We start from the raw sequence: 17177 nt of genomic DNA, 5'->3' as shown, positions 1-17177 counted from the left end.
TCGTCGAAACCTAGTGATCGTGTCCGGGCCGTAGCGGCGTCCGCTGGTCCCCATGCGTGGTTTCAAGGGTAACGGTGTATGCGTAGCGTTCACACGGCGGTCGACAATGTGGTCCCCTTCCGACGCCCCGGCAGGACTCAGCCCCAGGCTCCGGTCGTTTCGCCCTCCCTCGCTGCGAGACGGGTGGATCAGCGCGCACTCATGGATGCGGTCTATGCCAGCGGTACGCTCGCGGTCGCTGCCGGCGACCGCGAGACCAAGCTGATCGCCGCACGCCTGCAGGTCTACGGCTTTCTCACCGTGGAGGAACTGGGAGAAGACGGGGCATTGCGGCGCCTGCGTCCGTCCGAGGCCATCCGTGCCCAGGTCGATCGGCCGTGGCGCCTGTCGAAGGCTGCCTACGGCTCAGGGCTGTCCGTTACGGTCCCGGCCGCCGACGATTTCCTGTTCGATTCGTCCGCCGGCGTCTCGGCCTGATTTCTCCTCGCGAAACCGCGGCTCTCACGGTCCGCCGAGGCAGACTCGTCGGCGCGATCCCGCCGGGGCCGGAACGACGAGCTGGCGAGCGGGCGCGCTCGCTCCAAATGACCTGGGAAAGCATCGCGCCCCCGATCGACGATGCTTTACCGTCAGCCAACCGACCCTGGCGAACTGATCGGACACACGTCATCTGAGCTGGTGTCGTGGCCGGTAACAAAATCATCCTGCACGAGGATGACATCGTCGAAGCTCGAACGGTCTAAAGTGACCTGTTCACGTTCGGCGCCTGGTCATCCTTGAAACGACTGTCCTCACGAGGAACGATGTCACCTGCCCGGCTCGTATTGAGGCGGGTCTTTCGCTCAAGTTTTTCGAAGGCCCGACCCTGTCGAAGCATCGAGCCGGGGGCATGGATCGAACGGGATCATGGAATTGGTCTGAGCCCGGCATCGAACAACTTGCATTGCCGCCCCCCCCCCCTCGCCAGGGCGTGCTCTCAGCGGTCGCGCTTGTCCACCACGGCGCATCCGGTCATTGGTCCTCGGCTTCCGGTCATCACCGAGCAGGTGACAAGGGCTGTCCCCGCGTCAGCATGGCTATGACGGGTGACGACCGCCTGCTCGCGGGCGCGTCGCGCTGCAATCTCGATCGAATCGGCTTCGATGCCGGTGGCGATCCGACCGGCCCGGCCGAATAGACCATAATAGGCATCACCCGGCGTCTCGCCCTTGAACTGTACCCCCACCGCGGAGGGGTCGCCGCAGGCGAGGGTCAGAGTCATCCCATCTGTCGCCGACATCTCGGCAAAATCGACGGTACGGTTGACGAGAGTGGCCTTCGTCTCGGCCACCACGCTGTCGATGAGATCACCACAGGAATCGGCTCGGGCCGACAGGACTGAGAGTGAGAGTACGGTGGCGGTCAGGATGGAGAGGCGCATAACTGGTAAACTAGGCGCACCGCCGCTCCTGTCGAGGTGGTCCATCGCACACGCCGCCAAAGCTATTGAACGGTCGTTCATTGACATGTGAATGAACGTTCAATAGGCATGGATGGACAGGAGGTCGCGATGGGCGAATTCGGTTGGTATGACGATGTCGATGCGCCGCGCGGCTGGGATGCCCGACGCGTCATAACGTCGATCCGCTCCGTCTGGCGGCCGTCCACCCTATTGCCGGGACTGCTGATACTGTTCGGCTGGCTCGCCTTCCTGGGTTGGACCGGTGCGGGCTCCGACGGCTGGCAGGCGCGGGTCTGCGCCGATCACGCCGAGCAATCCTGGTCCTGGCAGCCACGGTCCTGCGGGACGACTCATTCAGACGGCGCGGACGGCAGGTCGGCATCGTGAGCGCCGGTGCCACCATCGAAGTCAGGTCCGGCCCTTCGGCCCGACGCCAGGACATCCTCGATGCCGCCGAGACCTGCTTCGTGCGGAACGGCTTCCATCGTACGACGATGCAGGACCTCGCACGTCAGGCCGGCATGACGGCCGGCAACATCTATCACTATTTCAAGTCGAAGGAGGCCGTGGTGCTCGGGCTCGCCGAGCGTGAGCGCGGGCATGGCATGATCCTCGTCGAGGAGATGGAGCGGGCCGGCGATCGCCGCGGCGCCCTGATGAGCATCCTTGAACGCTACTTCGCCCGAGCTACCCGCGAGAGTGCGGTCCTGCGGGTCGATCTTTGGTCCGAGGCCACCCGCAATCCCGACATCGCCGCCATGATCGATCGGGGCGAGACCGAGGCCCGCCTCTGGTTCGTCGAGACCCTCTCGTCCCTGGCCACCTCGCAGGCCTGCGATGCTGCTACCCTCTATGACGAGACGCTGAACCCGCTAATGAAGGGTATTCTCGTCAACCTGGCCTTGCGGCCGGCCTTCGATCCGGCCCCGGCCGTGGCACATCTGTGCGCCCTGATCGAGGCAGGTCTGGCGGGACGGCTGCCAGCGGTCTTGCTGGAAGCGGAATCCGGCGCCCTTCCCGCTTCCCTAGGTCTTCCATCCCGCTCCGTCCTGGAGAACAGCCGATGAGTGCCGTCCTCAAGGTCGTCCGTCCCGTGGTCCTCGTCTTCGTCCTCGGCTTGGCGTCGGGGACGGCCTTCGCCGAGGTTGCGCCGGCCCCGGCCAGATTGGCGCCGGCGGTGAGCACCGTCGAGGCCCGGCGCCGCGAGATCGTCGAACAGGTCGTCGTCACTGGAACCCTCGTCCCCCGCGATGAGATCCTGGTGACCCCCGAGATCGAAGGTTATCGGGTCACCGAAGTCCTGGTCGAAGAGGGAATGCGCGTGGAGAGCGGTCAGGTTCTAGCACGACTCTCGCGCGACCTGATCGACCGCCAGATCGCCCAGCAGAACGCACTCGTCGACAAGGCCGCCGCCGTCGTGCCTCAGGCTCAGAGCAGCATCGAGCAGGCGGAAGCCGCCGAGATGGAGGCGCGACTCTCCCACGACCGGGCAAAGCAGCTCATGCAGAGCGGCAATGGCACGGCGGTGATCATGGAGGGGCGCACCTCGACCCTGCGTCAGGCCGAAGGCAAGCTCGCCTTCGCCCGCAACGGCCTCATCATCGCCAGGGCCGAACTCGCCCAGGCGAAAGCCTTGCGCGACGAACTCGACCTGCGTCTCGCCCGCACCGACATCCGCGCGCCCGAGGCCGGCATCGTCAGCCGCCGCATCGCCCGCGTGGGCATGGCCGCCACGTCCTCCGCCGAGCCCCTGTTCCGGCTGATCGCCCGCGGAGAGATCGAGCTCGAAGGCGAGGTCATCGAGACCAAGCTGCCTCTGCTGCGCGAGGGTACGCCTGCCTCGATGGAGCTCCCCGATGGCGAGCGCGTGCGGGGCAGCGTGCGCGCAGTCTATCCGGAAGTCGACAAAGCGAGCCGCCTCGGGAAGGTCCGCGTCAGGCTCGATCCCGATCCGCGCCTGCGCATCGGCACCTTCGCCCGCGGCGCCATCGAGATCGCCCGGACGCGCGGCGTGACTGTGCCCCAGGCCTCCGTCCTCTATGGCGGGCCGAAGCGCAGCAGCGTCCTCGTGGTCACGGATGGGGTGGTGGAGGCACGCGAGGTCCGTGCCGGCCTCTCCGACGATGACGACATCGAGATCCGCGCCGGTCTCGCCGAAGGCGAGGCCGTGGTCGCGCGCGCCGGCAGCTTCCTGCGCGACGGCGACCGGGTCCGCGCCGTCCCCGTCGCGCTATCGGCACCGGCCATGGTCACCGCTCCATCGCCCAAGGAGACCGCGGAGGCGGGCCAGCCCTAGGGCTCATCCCGCCTTCCTCCCCTCCCGCACCATCAGAACGGGTTGCCGTGATGCGCCTCAACATCTCCGCCTGGGCGATCCGCAAGCCGATCGGCCCGCTGGTCCTGTTCCTCGTCCTGATCGTGCTCGGCCTCGTGAGCTTCCGGGGGCTGCCGGTCACGCGGATGCCCAATATCGACGTTCCCATCGTCTCTGTGGCGATCACCCAGTCGGGGGCGGCTCCCTCCGAGTTGCAGACCCAGGTGACGAAGTGGGTCGAGGATTCGATCGCCGGCGTGCGTGGGGTGAAGCACATCACCTCCGCCATCACCGAGGGCTCGTCCGTCACCACGGTAGAGTTCCGCCTCGAGGTGAACACCGACCGCGCCGTCAACGACGTGAAGGACGCGGTTTCCAAGATCCGCATCAACCTGCCCCGAACCATCGACGAGCCGGTGATCAGCCGCGTCGAGATCGCCGGCTTGCCGATCCTGATCTACGGTGTGAAGGCGCCGGCCATGACCCCCGCCGAACTGTCCTGGCTGGTGGAGGACAAGATCGCCCGCACCCTCCAGGGGGTGAAGGGCGTCGGCGGCGTCGAGCGAGTGGGCGGTGTCGCCCGCGAGATGCGGGTGGTGCTCCAGCCCGACCGGCTCCTGTCGCTGGGCATCACCGCTGCGGAGGTCAACCGCCAGCTGCGCCTCACCTCCGCCGATATGGCGGGCGGGCGCGGCGAGGTCGGCGGGCGCGAGCAGTCGATCCGGACCCTGGCCGCCTCGCGCACCGTGCGCGATCTCAAGGCGACCTCCATCGTCCTCGCCGGCGGCCGCAAGGTCCGCCTCGACGATTTGGCCCTGGTGCAGGACGCGATCGAGGAGCCGCGCACCTTCGCCCGCTTCAACGGCGAGCCGGTGGTGGCCTTCGCGGTGTCGCGCGGCTTGGGCGCCAGCGACGCCGAGGTGGCGGCGGCGGTCGAGAAGCGGATCGCGGAGTTCCGCCAGACCTATCCCGACCTCGACTTCGAGACGATCGATTCCTCGGTCTCGGCCACCATCGGCAGCTACGATTCCGCCATGCACACGCTGATCGAGGGCGCCGTTCTCGCTGTCATCGTGGTGTTCCTCTTCCTGCGTGACTGGCGCGCCACCCTCATCGCCGCCGTCGCCCTGCCGCTCTCGGTCTTCCCGACCTTCTGGGCCATGGACGCAATGGGTTTCACCCTCAACGGCATAAGCCTCCTCGCCATCACCCTCGTCACCGGCATTCTGGTCGACGACGCCATAGTCGAGATCGAGAACATCGTCCGGCACATGCGAATGGGAAAATCCGCTTACCGCGCCGCCCTCGAAGGCGCCGACGAGATCGGGCTCGCCGTCATCGCCATCACCGCGACCCTCATTGCTGTGTTCGCTCCGGTCTCCTTCATGGGCGGTATCGCCGGGCGCTACTTCATGCAGTTCGGTCTCACCATTGCGGTCTCGGTGTTCATGTCGCTGCTGGTGGCGCGCCTGATCACGCCGATGCTCGCCGCCTACTTCCTGCGCGACCACGGCCACCATGACGAACGTGAGGGATGGGTGATGCGCGCCTATGGCCGGCTGGTGGGCTGGTCCGTGCGCCACCGGGTGATCACGCTGATCGTCGGCCTCGCGCTCTTCGCCGCGTCGCTGGCCTCCACCGGGCTGCTGCCCTCGGGCTTCGTCCCGAAGCAGGACAACGCCCGCACCCTGTTCATGGTGGAGCTCGCCCCCGGCGCCCGGCTCCCCGACACGATCGCCGTGTCCGACCGCCTCGTCGCCCGCATCCGCGCCCTGCCGGAAGTCACCTCGGTCTTCGTCGATGGCGGCCGCCAGGTCGGTGGCAAGAAGGAGACGCGGCTCGCCACCCTGATCGTCAACCTCACCCCGAAGAACAGCCGCACGAAGAAGCAGGCGGCCGTGGAGACCGATATTTCGGCCCTTATTGCCGAGGAGCCCGACATCCGCTCCTGGTTCCTGCGCGATTCTGGCCAGCGCGACCTTGCCCTGGTGGTCGGCGGCCCCGATGCCGAAGTGGTGGCCGAGGTGGCCGCCCGCCTCCAGCGCGACATGGCGGCGATCCCCCACCTCGTCTCGGTAATGTCCACCGCTCCCCTCAACCGCACGGAGGTTCGGATCCGCCCCAAGGAGGGATCGGCCGCCGATCACGGCGTCTCCACCGACACCATCGCCGAGACGGTGAGGGTCGGCACCATCGGCGACATCGGCCTGAATCTCGCCAAGTTCAATGCTGCCGACCGTCAGATACCGATCCGGGTGCAATTGCCCGAGAGCGCGCGGGGCGCGGTCTCGCGCCTGGAGAACCTCAAGGTCCCGGCCAAGAATGGCACTGCCGTGCCGCTCGCTGCCGTAGCCGATATCGAACTCGACCAGGGCCCTGGTGCCATCGAGCGCTACGATCGCGTGATCCGCGTGGCGGTGGAGGCCAACATGGAGGGCTCGGACGCGCTGGGCTCGCTTATCCAGCAGGCCCTGGAGACGCCGACCGCCAAGACCCTGCCGACGGGCGTCACCATCCGCCAGACCGGCGACGCCGAGATCATGGGCGAGGTGTTTTCCGGCTTCCTCCTGGCGATGGGCGCCGGGATCATGATGGTCTATGCCGTGCTGGTGCTGCTGTTCGGCAATTTTCTGCAGCCGCTCACGATCCTGTTCTCCCTGCCCCTCTCCATCGGCGGGGCGATCCTCGGCCTCCTCATCTTCAACATGCCCATCTCGATGCCCGTGGTGATCGGCATCCTGATGCTGATGGGTTTGGTGACGAAGAACGCGATCATGCTCGTGGACTTCGCCGTCGAGGAGATGGCGCGGGGCGTCGACCGGGTCACCGCCATCGTCGATGCCGGCCGCAAGCGGGCGCGTCCCATCGTGATGACCACCATCGCCATGGCGGCCGGCATGGTGCCCTCGGCACTGGCGTTCGGTGTCGGTGGCGAATTCCGCGCGCCGATGGCGGTGGCGGTGATCTCCGGCCTCATCGTCTCGACCCTGCTGTCCCTGGTCTTCGTACCGGCCGTCTTCCTGCTGATGGACAGCCTCGGCACGTTCATCGTGCGCCTGTTCGGTCGCTTCGTCGGCGCCCGCGACGAGGCGGTCCCCGGCCCTGCCCCGAGCGCCGCCCGCTGATGCGGCGGCGGAGCCCGGATCAGGAACTTTCCCGAACGCTCCGTCGGGCGAGATCTCCGGCCTGCAGATCGTAAGACATTTGGAAGCACATTCCGTACGCCCTCGCCTATAGTCCGGCTTGTCAACACGTCTATCGGCCCGTTGCCGACGCGAGGGCGAAATGAAGAGCCTCAACCTCAAGCACAGTCGTTGCCGCCATGCGTGTCTCGCCGATTTCGGCGGCGCTCATCATGGGACGATTCTGACGAAGAGGGTTGATGGTCATGGGTTATCACGACACGCGATTTGAGGCGGTTGGGTCCGGCCCCGCATGGGCTTTCGGCGGCGCCATCGCGCCGAGGCACTTTCGCCGCGCCTATGGCAGGGCGGCGGTGGCGGCTGCCTTCGAGAACGGGCTGATGCCCGAGGAACTGTCCGAAGTGCTGGGCGGCCGCCGCGTCGTCGAGGCCTTCCCGGTCGATGGCGGCGAGAGCGTCGACGACTACGCCCATCGGGCGGTGGCCGAGATGATGGTCGCCTATCTCAGCTACGCCCCGGCCTGACCCGCCGAGGCCTCCCCGACAGTCCATCGATCCATGAAGGCGGGCCACTCGCGGTCCTGGAGACGAGCATGACCGACGACCTGCTGTCCCGACGCCGCCTGCTGAGAGCGGGCGCCACCGTCGCGGCCGCCCTGCCCCTGGGCCTCACCGCGACGGCGGGGCGTGCCTGGGTTCCCGGCCCCGCCGCGCCCTTCGATCCCGGTCCCCCCTGCGCTCCGGCGGCGGCCACCGCGGCGTGGAGCGGCCCGCTCCGCCCCATCAAGCTCGCCTGGAACGCCAACGCCGTCTGCACGGCCGCCGCACCCGTCGCCAAGGAGCGCGGAATCTTCGCCGCCCACGGGCTCGACGTGGAGTTCATCAATTTCGGCGGGTCCACGGAGGCCCTGCTGGAGGCCATCGCCACCGGCAAGGCCGATGCCGGCATCGGCATGGCCCTGCGCTGGCTGAAGCCCCTGGAACAGGGTTTTGACGTCAAGATCACCGCCGGCCTCCATGGCGGCTGCCTGAGGCTGCTCGGCGCGAAATCCGCCGGCATCAGCGACATCGCTTCCCTGAAGGGCAAGACCATCGCCATCAGCGACCATGCGAGCCCGGCCAAGAACTTCTTCGCCCTGCTGCTGTCCGATGCCGGCATCGATCCCGACCGGGAGGTGGAGTGGCGGCAATACCCGGCCGATCTCCTCAACCTCGCCGTTGAGAAGGGCGAGGCCCAGGCCCTGGCCGATGCCGACCCGCGCACCTTCATCTGGCTCAAGGACCCGCGCTTCACGGAAGTCGCCACGAACCTGACGGGCATCTTCGCCACGCGCTCCTGCTGCGTCGTGGCCCTGCGCGGCAGCCTGATCCGCAACGACCGGGCGGTGGCCACAGCCCTCACCCGCGCCATCCTCGAGGGCGGCCACCGCGTCGCTACCGATCCGCTGGACGCCGCCGGCATCTTCTCGAATTACGGCGGCAAGGGCTCGGTGGAGGATCTAGCGGCGATGCTGCGCAGCCATACCCACGATCACCGGCCCGTGGGCGTCACCCTCAAGCAGGAGATCGCCCTCTACGGCGACGAGCTGAAGCGCGTGAACGTGATCCGCCGCTCCACCGACACGGCCAAATTCGCCGACCGGGTCTATGCCGACGTCCTGAGCTGAGGGGCATCCATGTCGAGTTCACTGACGGGGGCGTTCGCCGGCGGTGTCCGCCGGGCGGCCGAGGCGGAGGATGCGTCTTCGAACGGCTCCGCATGGCGGACCCGTCTCGCCGCCCTGTGGTGGGTCGGCCTCTTCGCCGGTTTCGTCTGGCTCGTCCTCGCGGGCCTCACCCTCGGCCTGCCGGAGAACGGCGACTTTCCCTATTCCGCCACGTTCGGCCATGGCGCCGGACTGATCGGGGCCGTCCTCCTCCTGGCGAGCCCCCTCCTCCCGGTCCTTGGCCGGGTCGGCGCCCGCCTGCGTCATTGGGGGCCGTGGATCGTCGCCCTCGCCCTCGCTTTCACCATCTGGGAACTGGCGACGGCCAAGCTCGAATGGCTGCCGATGCCATTCTTCCCGCCGCCCCAGGCGATCCTCGAAGTCTTCGCCGAGGATTGGCCGAAGCTCGGCGGCAGCATCGTCAACTCCCTGATCCTGCTGTCGGGCGGTTACTTCATCGGCGCCGCCGTCGGCTTCGTCCTCGGTGTGGCGGTGGGCTGGTCGCGGGCCGCCGGCTACTGGGTCCATCCGGTCCTGCGCTTCGTCGGGCCGCTGCCGGCCACCGCCTGGCTGCCGCTGGCCTTCTTCGTGTTCCCCTCGTCCTGGTCGGCGAGCACCTTCCTCGTGGCCCTGGCGACGGGTTTCCCGGTGACGGTGCTGACCTGGTCGGGGATCGCGGCCGCCAACAAGTCCTATTACGACGTCGCCCGGACGCTCGGCGCCTCGCAGAGCTTCCTCATCCGCAAGGTCGCGATCCCGGCGGCCCTGCCCCACGTCTTCGTCGGCCTGTTCATGGGGCTCGGCGCCTCCTTCGCGGTCCTCGTCGTCGCCGAGATGCTGGGCGTGAAATCCGGCCTCGGCTGGTACCTGCAATGGGCGCAAGGGTGGGCGGCTTATGCCAACATGTATGCCGCCCTCATCGCCATGGCGCTGATGTGCTCGACCCTGATCACCCTGCTGTTCCGCCTGCGCGACCGCGTGCTGTCCTGGCAGAAGGGGCTCGTCCAATGGTAGCGGCCACCCTCGAAGCTTTGGCCGGCGCCTCCGCCATCGACCGGGGCGGGGCTCTCACCGTCAGGAGCGTTTCCCACGCCTTCGACATCGGCGGCACGCGCCTGCCCGTCCTCGACAATATCGACCTTTCCATCGCGCCGGGCTCCTTCGTCGCCCTGCTGGGCCCCTCGGGCTGCGGGAAGTCCACGCTGCTGCGCCTCGCCGCCGGTCTCGAACCGCCGGAATCCGGCACGCTCGCCCTCGACGGGGAGACGATCACCGGCCCCGATCCGGAGCGGCTCCTCGTGTTCCAGGACCCGACGCTCTATCCCTGGCGCACGGTGCGGGGGAACGTCTCCCTGGGCCTGGAGGCACGCGGCCTGCTCCGGCGGCACCGCCACCGGATCGACGAGGCCCTGGACCTCGTCGGGCTCGCCGACTTCGCCGAGGCCTATCCGCACCAGCTCTCCGGCGGCATGGCCCAGCGCACGGCGCTCGCCCGGGCCCTGGTCAACGATCCGCGCCTGCTCCTCCTCGACGAGCCGCTGGGCAAGCTCGACGCCCTGACCCGCCTCGCCATGCAGGGCGAACTCGTCCGGCTCTGGCAGGAGAGCCGCTTCACGGCGCTCCTCGTCACCCATGACGTGGAGGAGGCCCTCATCCTCGCCCAGCGGGTGATCGTGCTGAGCGACCGCCCGGCCCGAATCAGGACCGAGATCGCGGTGGACGCCCCCTATCCCCGCCGCCGCGACGACCCGCAGCTCCTGAGCCTGCGCACCGAGATCCTCGGCATCCTCGGCGAGAAATGAGCGCCATCCGAGGGTGCGAACGACCGCCATCGGAGGGGGGAAACATGCGCCATCGGAGGGGGTGAACGTCCGCCATCGGAAGGGCAAACATGCGCCATCCGGCGGCTTTACTCCAAATCGGGCGATCCGCATGATCCACCGTGTCCCGCGCTCGAAAACGGCCGGGTTTCACGCGGGCGGAGGGTTGGCATGGGCGACAGGTCGAGCACGGGCCGGCGACGGCTCCCTCCCCTCCTTCTTGCGTCCCTGCTGATCGGGGCCATCCTCCTGCCGGGCGGTGAGGCCGAGGCGGGTTCCTGCGCGCGCGGCATCGACCGGATGCAGGCGCGGCTGGACCGTGCCTTGGAGAATCGTGCGGCGGCCGGACCCTTCGCGCCCGAAAGCGCACGCGCCATGCGGAGCCGGCAACCGACCCCCGCCACCATCGCGGCGGCCGAGAGCCGCTACGACGGCTGGCCGGCCGGTGGACGCGCCGTCGCCGCGCTGGCACGGGCACGCCGGGCGGATGCCGCCGGCGATCACCCTGCCTGCCGGACCGCGTTGCGTGTCGCCGAGCGAGAGATCGTCGGGCGCACGCACTGAACCGGGGATCGATGCGACAAACTGGGGACAGGCCGGGATTCGACGGAGCCGAGTCGCATCGGTCCACGTTTGCCGAGTCCCGACACCAGTGATGGGCAGCGCACTTCCCGATGGCAAAACGCCGGACCAGGACGTCTCCCGACAACGCCTCCGAGGAGCCGGTCGCCCCCCTCGTTCCCATCGGTGCCCTGGCGGTGGCGCTCCTCGACCTCGTGGCCGAGAACAAGCCGCTGATCCATATGGTGCGCGAGACGCACCGTCAGGACGCCATCGCCGCCATCCTGCGCGCCCTGGCCCCCGCCCGCAGCGTCGCGATCTATCCGGAATGGGATTGCCTGCCCTTCGACCGGACCTCGCCGTCACGCGGCGTCATGGGGCAGCGCACGGGCGTGTTGCGCTGGCTGACGGATGCTGCCGCCCTTCCCGACATCGTCCTGACGACCGCCCCTGCCCTGATCCAGCGTGTTCCGCCGCCCGAGACCTGGGCCGAGGCGCATCTCGAGATCCATGTGGGCGACGCCTTCGATCCGGCCGCGATCACCGCGACGTTGCAGCGCCTCGGCTACATCCTCGACGACCGGGTCGACGAGCCGGGCGAGGTGGCGGTCTGGGGGCGAACGGTCGACGTCTTCCCCGCCGCAGCGCCGCGCCCCTGCCGGATCGAGCACGAGGGCGGCCGCGTCACCGCCATCCGGTCTTACGATCCGGTCTCCCAGCGCTCCCTGGCGGAAGCCGAGTGCCTGGTCGTCGACCCGGCCACGGAGATCCTGCTTCCCGAAGGATCGGAGACCCGGCTGCGGCCCTTCACCGGCCAGGAGCATCAGCTTCCCCGCTTCTATCCCACCCTGACGACGGTGCTCGATTACGTCCCCGATGCCCGCCTCGTGGTGGAGACCGGCGCCGAGGAGCGCGCCGCCGCCTTCTTCGAGCAGATCGCCGAGGGGCAGGACACCGGCAGTCGTCACGGCGATTTGGGCGAGCTCTACCTCGATCCCCGGAGCTGGGCCTCGCTCCAGGCGGCGCGCCGCGTCGCCACCGCGACGGCGGAGGAATCCGAGGACCTCGCGATTCCCGCCTTCGTGCGGAAGGCCCGTCCCAACGCGGCCCTGGCCGAGACCCTGCGCCGGCACCTGGAGGCGGGCGACCGCATCCTGCTGACGGGCCCGGAGGAGCCCCTCGGCCGCCTGATCCGCGTCGCCGAGCGGGTGATGGGGCGAAAGGCCCGGCGCGTGGCGGGCTGGATGGAGGTTGCGCGTGCCAGGCCCGGCGCGATCCTGGCGCTGGCCGCGCCCATCGAGGCGGGGTTCCGGGTGCCGGGACAGGGTGTCTGCGTCATCGCCGCCGCCGATCTGTTCGGGAGCCGGGCCGCCGTCGAGGAGGGCGAGCCCGTCGCGAGCCTTCCCATCGGCGAGGTGGAGCTGCGCGTCGGCGATGTGGCGGTGGACCGCGACAACGGTCTGTGCGTCTTCGAAGGCCTGGAGCGCGTCGAGACCGGAGAGGATGGCGGCGAGGACGCCCTCCGGCTGCGCTTTGCCGGACAGGCGATCCTGATGGTCCCGGTCTCCCAGGCCGACCGGATCTGGCGCTACGGCTCGGAGGTCGAGGCGGTCACCCTCGACAAGCTCGAAGGCGGGTCATGGGGCCGTCGGCGCCTCGAAGCCGAGGCGTGCATGGCCAAGGCCGCCCGCATGATGCTCGCCGCCGCCGAGGCGCGCCGGGCGGTCGAGGCGCCGGTCCTGTCGCCCCCGCTGCGGGAGATGGAGCGCTTCGCCGCCGGGTTCGGGTTCAACCTCACCGCCGACCAGGCCCGAGCGGTGAACGGGGTCCTGGGCGATCTCGCCTGCGGACGGCCGATGGACCGCCTCGTCTGCGGCGATGTCGGCTTCGGCAAGACCGAGGTGGCCCTTCGGGCCGCCGCCGCCGCCGTGTTCTCCGGCCGCCAGGTGGCGGTGGTGGCGCCCACCACCGTTCTCGCCCGCCAGCACGTGCAGACCTTCACCCGGCGCTTTGCCCGTTTCGGCATCGAGGTCGCCCATCTCTCGCGGCTCGTTTCGCCGTCCGAGGCCAAGCGGGTGAAGGCGGGACTCGCCGACGGCAGCATCCGCCTCGTCGTCGGCACCCATTGCCTGGCCGCCAAGGGCGTGGCCTTCGCCGATCTCGGCCTCGTGGTCATCGACGAGGAGCAGCGCTTCGGGGCGAAGATGAAGGAGACGCTGCGGAAGACGGCCGGAGACGGCCACGTCCTCACGCTCACGGCGACGCCGATCCCCCGGACCCTGCAATCCGCCCTCGTGGGCCTCCAATCCCTGAGCGTCATCGCGACACCGCCCGCGGTGCGCCAGCCCATCCGCACGGTGATCGCGCCGTTCGAGGCCGAATCCCTGCGGGCCGCGCTCCTGCGCGAGCATCGCCGGGGCGGCCAGAGCTTCGTCGTCTGTCCGCGCATCGAGGATATCGGCACGATGGCGGAGCGCCTGGCCAAGCTCGTCCCCGGCCTGCACACGATGATCGCCCATGGCGACCTCAAGGCGGCGGAGATGGACGATGTGATGGTGCGCTTCGCCGATGGCGAGGGCGACGTGCTGCTGGCGACCAGCATCATCGAGAGCGGCCTCGACGTGCCGCGTGCCAACACGATGCTGGTCTGGGACGCGGAGCGATTCGGCCTGTCCCAGCTGCACCAGTTGCGGGGCCGGGTCGGGCGCGGCCAGCGCCGGGGCGTCGTCCACCTTCTGCACCAGCCGGAGAGGCCGCTGAGCCCGGCGACGGAGAAGCGCCTGCGCACCCTGGAGGCCCTGGACCGGCTCGGTGCGGGCTTCGCCATCAGCGCCCGCGACCTCGACCTGCGCGGAGCGGGGGACCTCGTGGGCGAGAACCAGGCCGGCCACGTCAAGCTGATCGGACTCGGCCTCTATCAGCACCTCCTCCACCTCGCCCTGAGGGCCGCGAAGGGGGAAGTCGCGGAGGATTGGACGCCGGAGATCCGGATCGGCCTGTCCGGTGGCGTGCCGGCCGATTACGTGCCGGAGCCGGACGTACGCCTGAGCCTCTACACCCGTCTCTTGCGCCTCACGACCCCGGACGAGGTCGAGGCGCTCCGCCACGAGGTGGCCGACCGGTTCGGTCCGCCGCCGGAGGCGTTCGAAGCCCTCGTCACCCTGGCCCGCCTCCGGGTCGGGTGCCTCGAACTCGGGATCGCCCGCTTGAGCGGCGGCCCGCAGGGCCTGGCGGCGGATTTCCGTGCCAATGCCCCGCCGATCCTGCTGCCGGTCAACGCGCATATCGAGCGTCGCGACCGCCGTGTCCTGCTGCGCGCCACATGCGAGGACGCGGCCGAGCGCGGTCGCCTCGCCGCCCGCTTCCTCGAACGCCTGCGGGAGGCCAGCACGCGGCGACCGGCTGGGTGAGATCGCCGCTCGCCGTCTCCACCGAGCGGCGCCGGCGGAGTTGCGGCTACGGCGTCGGCGAGGGCGCGTGGCGGCGGTGGCCGGGGCGGTGGAGGCCGAGATTCTCGCGCAGGGTGGTGCCCTCGTATTCCGTGCGGAACAGGCCGCGCCGCTGCAATTCGGGGATCACCAGGGTGGCGAAATCGTCGAGCCCGCCCGGCAGGGTCGGGGGCATGATGTTGAACCCGTCGGCGCCATGGGCCTCGAACCGCTCCTGAAGGGCGTCGGCGATCCGGGAGGGCGTTCCGATCAGGGTCCAGTGCCCGCGCGCTCCGGCGATGCGCAGATAGAGCTCGCGGATCGTCAGGCCTTCGCGCCGGGCGATGGTGACCAGAAGGTCCTGCCGGCTCTTGCCGCCCTCCGTCCCGGTGGCCTCCGGAACGGGCGCGTCGTCGGGAAGGCCGGAGAGGTCGATTCCGGCGAGCTGTTCCAGGAGCGAGCGGCCGACGACGGGGTGGATCAGCTCCTGCAGCGCGCCGTACTTGTCCTCGGCCTCGGCCATCGTGCGGCCGACCACCGGGAAGGCGCCCGGCAGGATCTTGAGCGCGTCGGGCTCGCGGCCGTGCCGGCCGAGCCGGCCCTTCACGTCGGCATAGAAGGCGGTCGCGTCCTCCAGGGTGGCCTGGGCGGTGAAGATGACCTCGGCGGTGCGCGCCGCCAGGGCCCTGCCGGCCTCGGAGGAACCCGCCTGCACCACCACCGGGTGGCCCTGGGGCGGCCGGGGCACGTTGAGGGGCCCGCGCACGGAGAAATGCTCGCCCTCGTGCCCGAGCACGTGCAGCTTGGCCGGATCGAAGAAGCGGCCTTCCTCGCGGTCGCGGACGAAGGCGTCGTCCTCGAACGTGTCCCAGAGCCCGGCGACCACGTCCACGAATTCCTCGGCGCGGGCGTAGCGGCGCGCATGGGCGAGATGGCTCTCGCGGCTGAAATTGTAGGCTTCGCGCGGGTCCGCCGAGGTGACGAGGTTCCAGCCCGCCCGGCCGCCGCTGAGATGGTCCAGGGAGGCGAACTTGCGCGCCACGTGGAACGGCTCGTTGTAGGTGGTGGAGGCGGTGGCCACGAGGCCGATGCGCTCCGTCACCGCCGAGAGGTGCGAGAGCAGGGTCAGCGGCTCGAACTGCCCGACATAGCGGATCGCCGTGCGGCTCAGGGCGTCGATGTCGTCGCCGCGGATGCTGACCCCGTCGGCGAGAAAGATCAGGTCGAACTTCGCGGCCTCGGCCACCCTGGCCAGCCGCCGGTAATGGGCGGGGTCGACCCCCGCATCCGCCTGCGACGAGGGGTGCCGCCATGCCGCGACGTGGTGCCCGCCCGGATAGAGGAAGGCACCGAGGCGCATCGTGTCCCGGCGACGTGGCATGGGTCTGTCCTTGGTCTCTCGTTCGAGGGCGGGCGTCAGGCCGAGCCGACCCGGTACTGGCGCGGCGGGGCGGTGCCGTTCACCGCGAAATCGCCCACCGTGCGGTCGCGGTAGATCCGGGGATTGTGCGAGGCGATGGTGCGGGCGTTGCGCCAGTGCCGGTCGAGGCCGAGACCGCTCGTCACCGCCGAGGCGCCGAGCGCATCGAACAGGGTCGTGGTGGCGTCGAGAACGAGAGTGGTGACGACGGTCACCGCCTGGTTCACCTCGATGTCGGCGATGGCCGCCGCATCGTCCGCCGCGTCTCCCGTGCGGTGAGTGTCATAGGTCCGCTGCAGGGATTCGGCGGCCTTGAGGACGATGGCGCCCGCCGCATAGGCCGCGCCGCGCACGCGCCCGACCACCTGCTGCACCTGGGGATCGTCGCCGGCCCGGCTGCCGTTGCCGTGGCTGTAGACCCGCTTGCGCTCGGCCACGAGCCGCGACACGTCGATGGCGGCGGAACGGCCGATGCCGGCCAGCGTCGCCAGATGGACGAGCTGGAAGAACGCCATCGCGTAGGGGAAACGCTCGGGGTCGGGCTTGATCAGGTCCGGGGTGAGGACGACGTCCGTGAAGATCGCCGTGCCGCTCGCGGTGAGCGACTGGCCGAAACCGTCCCAATCGTCGACGATCTCGACACCCGGCGCCCGGACCGGCACGGCCGCCACCAGGGAGGCGCCTGCCTCGTCCTGGGCCGAGACGTGGATCCAGTCCGCGAAGAGGGAGCCGGTGGTGTAGAATTTCCGGCCGTTGAGCAGCCATCGCTCGCCCTGGGGCCGCAGGACCGTGTCGAACTGCCCGACCTTGGCCTCGCCGGTCTCGGACACGCCGCTGCCGACGGTCTGGCGATCGCCGATCCGCCCGGTCCAGCGCGCCCGCCATTCCGGCGAGGACGAGCACAGCATGTCCTCGGTGAAGCCGAAATGCGCGCGGAGCGCATTGGTGACGTTGGGGTCGGCCTGGGACAGCTCGATGAGCAGGTTGAACAGTTCGGGCAGGTTCGCGCCGTGGCCCTCCTCCTCGCGGGCGAGGCGCAGGGTGGTGAAGCCCGCCTCTCTCAGCCAGCCGATCTCGTCATGGGGCAGGGTGTGCGCGAGATCGCGGGGGATGGCGGTGGCGCGGATCCGTGCGAAGACCGGCCGGAAACCGGCCGCGAGCGCCTCGTAGCCCGCGCTCGGCCCCGCGCCCCATCCCGCTTCCGTCTGAGACATTCCATCCATCCCATGCCTGTGATGCCGTCATGCCGAAGGGGCTCTCGCCCGACGGCCCCTGGCATCGCCGTCGTCCTGATCGTCAATCCGGGCAGGGCAGACAAGTATAAATCATGGTTCGATATGCGATT

Annotated in this window: 14 protein-coding genes; 11 read left to right on the top strand and 3 right to left on the bottom strand. The window is 69.5% G+C overall.

Annotation, left to right across the window (positions count from 1 at the left end):
• The first annotated feature begins 78 nt into the window (after positions 1-78).
• Positions 79-477, top strand: a complete 399-nt coding sequence (locus MKK51_RS03020; protein ID WP_243974884.1) for a hypothetical protein — start codon at positions 79-81, stop codon at positions 475-477.
• A 499-nt stretch (positions 478-976) separates the two neighbouring features.
• Here MKK51_RS03020 and MKK51_RS03015 read toward each other — a convergent pair whose 3' ends face one another.
• Positions 977-1465 carry a hypothetical protein gene (locus MKK51_RS03015; RefSeq protein ID WP_243974883.1) on the bottom strand — a complete coding sequence of 163 codons (489 nt, stop codon included), beginning with the start codon at positions 1463-1465 and terminating at the stop codon, positions 977-979.
• A gap of 84 nt (positions 1466-1549) precedes the next feature.
• On the opposite strand from MKK51_RS03015, the gene MKK51_RS03010 reads away from it, so the two are divergent.
• The 10 genes from MKK51_RS03010 (at position 1550) to MKK51_RS02965 (ending at position 14394) form a co-directional block, all read left to right on the top strand.
• Entirely contained in the window at positions 1550-1828 is a 279-nt protein-coding gene (locus MKK51_RS03010) for a hypothetical protein (RefSeq protein WP_243974882.1), read from the top strand.
• Complete coding sequence (locus MKK51_RS03005) at positions 1825-2508, top strand: TetR/AcrR family transcriptional regulator (RefSeq protein ID WP_243974881.1); 684 nt, start codon at positions 1825-1827, stop codon at positions 2506-2508. Before MKK51_RS03010 ends, MKK51_RS03005 begins: the two co-directional genes overlap by 4 nt.
• Positions 2505-3737 carry an efflux RND transporter periplasmic adaptor subunit gene (locus tag MKK51_RS03000; protein WP_243974880.1) on the top strand — a complete coding sequence of 411 codons (1233 nt, stop codon included), beginning with the start codon at positions 2505-2507 and terminating at the stop codon, positions 3735-3737. The genes MKK51_RS03005 and MKK51_RS03000 overlap by 4 nt, the downstream gene beginning before the upstream one ends.
• A gap of 50 nt (positions 3738-3787) precedes the next feature.
• A complete protein-coding gene (locus tag MKK51_RS02995) occupies positions 3788-6880 on the top strand; it encodes an efflux RND transporter permease subunit (protein ID WP_243974879.1) in 3093 nt (1030 codons plus the stop codon).
• A 263-nt stretch (positions 6881-7143) separates the two neighbouring features.
• Complete coding sequence (locus MKK51_RS02990; protein ID WP_243974877.1) at positions 7144-7422, top strand: hypothetical protein; 279 nt, start codon at positions 7144-7146, stop codon at positions 7420-7422.
• Between the two features lie 68 nt (positions 7423-7490).
• A complete protein-coding gene (locus MKK51_RS02985; protein ID WP_243974876.1) occupies positions 7491-8564 on the top strand; it encodes an ABC transporter substrate-binding protein in 1074 nt (357 codons plus the stop codon).
• Between the two features lie 9 nt (positions 8565-8573).
• Positions 8574-9617, top strand: coding sequence for an ABC transporter permease (locus MKK51_RS02980; protein ID WP_243974875.1), 1044 nt, complete (start codon positions 8574-8576; stop codon positions 9615-9617).
• Positions 9611-10405, top strand: coding sequence for an ABC transporter ATP-binding protein (locus MKK51_RS02975; RefSeq protein ID WP_243974874.1), 795 nt, complete (start codon positions 9611-9613; stop codon positions 10403-10405). Before MKK51_RS02980 ends, MKK51_RS02975 begins: the two co-directional genes overlap by 7 nt.
• Positions 10406-10594: 189 nt before the next feature.
• Positions 10595-10987: a hypothetical protein gene (locus MKK51_RS02970; protein ID WP_243974873.1), complete on the top strand. Its 393-nt coding sequence runs from the start codon at positions 10595-10597 to the stop codon at positions 10985-10987.
• A gap of 110 nt (positions 10988-11097) precedes the next feature.
• Positions 11098-14394 (top strand): helicase-related protein, encoded by a 3297-nt coding sequence (locus MKK51_RS02965; RefSeq protein ID WP_243974872.1) that lies wholly within the window; start codon positions 11098-11100, stop codon positions 14392-14394.
• Positions 14395-14440: 46 nt separating this feature from the next.
• Here the strand turns inward: MKK51_RS02965 and MKK51_RS02960 are convergent, their stop codons facing one another.
• Together MKK51_RS02960 and MKK51_RS02955 are read right to left on the bottom strand one after the other, a co-directional pair.
• Positions 14441-15793 (bottom strand): LLM class flavin-dependent oxidoreductase, encoded by a 1353-nt coding sequence (locus tag MKK51_RS02960; RefSeq protein WP_243974871.1) that lies wholly within the window; start codon positions 15791-15793, stop codon positions 14441-14443.
• A gap of 35 nt (positions 15794-15828) precedes the next feature.
• A complete protein-coding gene (locus tag MKK51_RS02955; RefSeq protein ID WP_243974869.1) occupies positions 15829-17046 on the bottom strand; it encodes an acyl-CoA dehydrogenase family protein in 1218 nt (405 codons plus the stop codon).
• Between the last annotated feature and the right edge of the window lie 131 nt (positions 17047-17177).

This window comes from Methylobacterium sp. E-045 (assembly GCF_022829685.1).
GTDB lineage: Bacteria > Pseudomonadota > Alphaproteobacteria > Rhizobiales > Beijerinckiaceae > Methylobacterium.
Note: the sequence above shows the minus strand (reverse complement) of the source record. Positions and strands in the feature narration are given on the sequence as shown.

Excerpts from the sequence above, each read along its gene's own strand:
- MKK51_RS03020 (WP_243974884.1), top strand. The coding sequence starts at position 79 with ATGCGTAGCGTTCACACGGCGGTCGACAATGTGGTCCCCTTCCGACGC.
- MKK51_RS03015 (WP_243974883.1), bottom strand. The coding sequence starts at position 1,465 with ATGGACCACCTCGACAGGAGCGGCGGTGCGCCTAGTTTACCAGTTATG.
- MKK51_RS03010 (WP_243974882.1), top strand. The coding sequence starts at position 1,550 with ATGGGCGAATTCGGTTGGTATGACGATGTCGATGCGCCGCGCGGCTGG.
- MKK51_RS03000 (WP_243974880.1), top strand. The coding sequence starts at position 2,505 with ATGAGTGCCGTCCTCAAGGTCGTCCGTCCCGTGGTCCTCGTCTTCGTC.
- MKK51_RS02995 (WP_243974879.1), top strand. The coding sequence starts at position 3,788 with ATGCGCCTCAACATCTCCGCCTGGGCGATCCGCAAGCCGATCGGCCCG.
- MKK51_RS02990 (WP_243974877.1), top strand. The coding sequence starts at position 7,144 with ATGGGTTATCACGACACGCGATTTGAGGCGGTTGGGTCCGGCCCCGCA.
- MKK51_RS02985 (WP_243974876.1), top strand. The coding sequence starts at position 7,491 with ATGACCGACGACCTGCTGTCCCGACGCCGCCTGCTGAGAGCGGGCGCC.
- MKK51_RS02980 (WP_243974875.1), top strand. The coding sequence starts at position 8,574 with ATGTCGAGTTCACTGACGGGGGCGTTCGCCGGCGGTGTCCGCCGGGCG.
- MKK51_RS02975 (WP_243974874.1), top strand. The coding sequence starts at position 9,611 with ATGGTAGCGGCCACCCTCGAAGCTTTGGCCGGCGCCTCCGCCATCGAC.
- MKK51_RS02970 (WP_243974873.1), top strand. The coding sequence starts at position 10,595 with ATGGGCGACAGGTCGAGCACGGGCCGGCGACGGCTCCCTCCCCTCCTT.
- MKK51_RS02965 (WP_243974872.1), top strand. The coding sequence starts at position 11,098 with ATGGCAAAACGCCGGACCAGGACGTCTCCCGACAACGCCTCCGAGGAG.
- MKK51_RS02960 (WP_243974871.1), bottom strand. The coding sequence starts at position 15,793 with ATGCCACGTCGCCGGGACACGATGCGCCTCGGTGCCTTCCTCTATCCG.
- MKK51_RS02955 (WP_243974869.1), bottom strand. The coding sequence starts at position 17,046 with ATGTCTCAGACGGAAGCGGGATGGGGCGCGGGGCCGAGCGCGGGCTAC.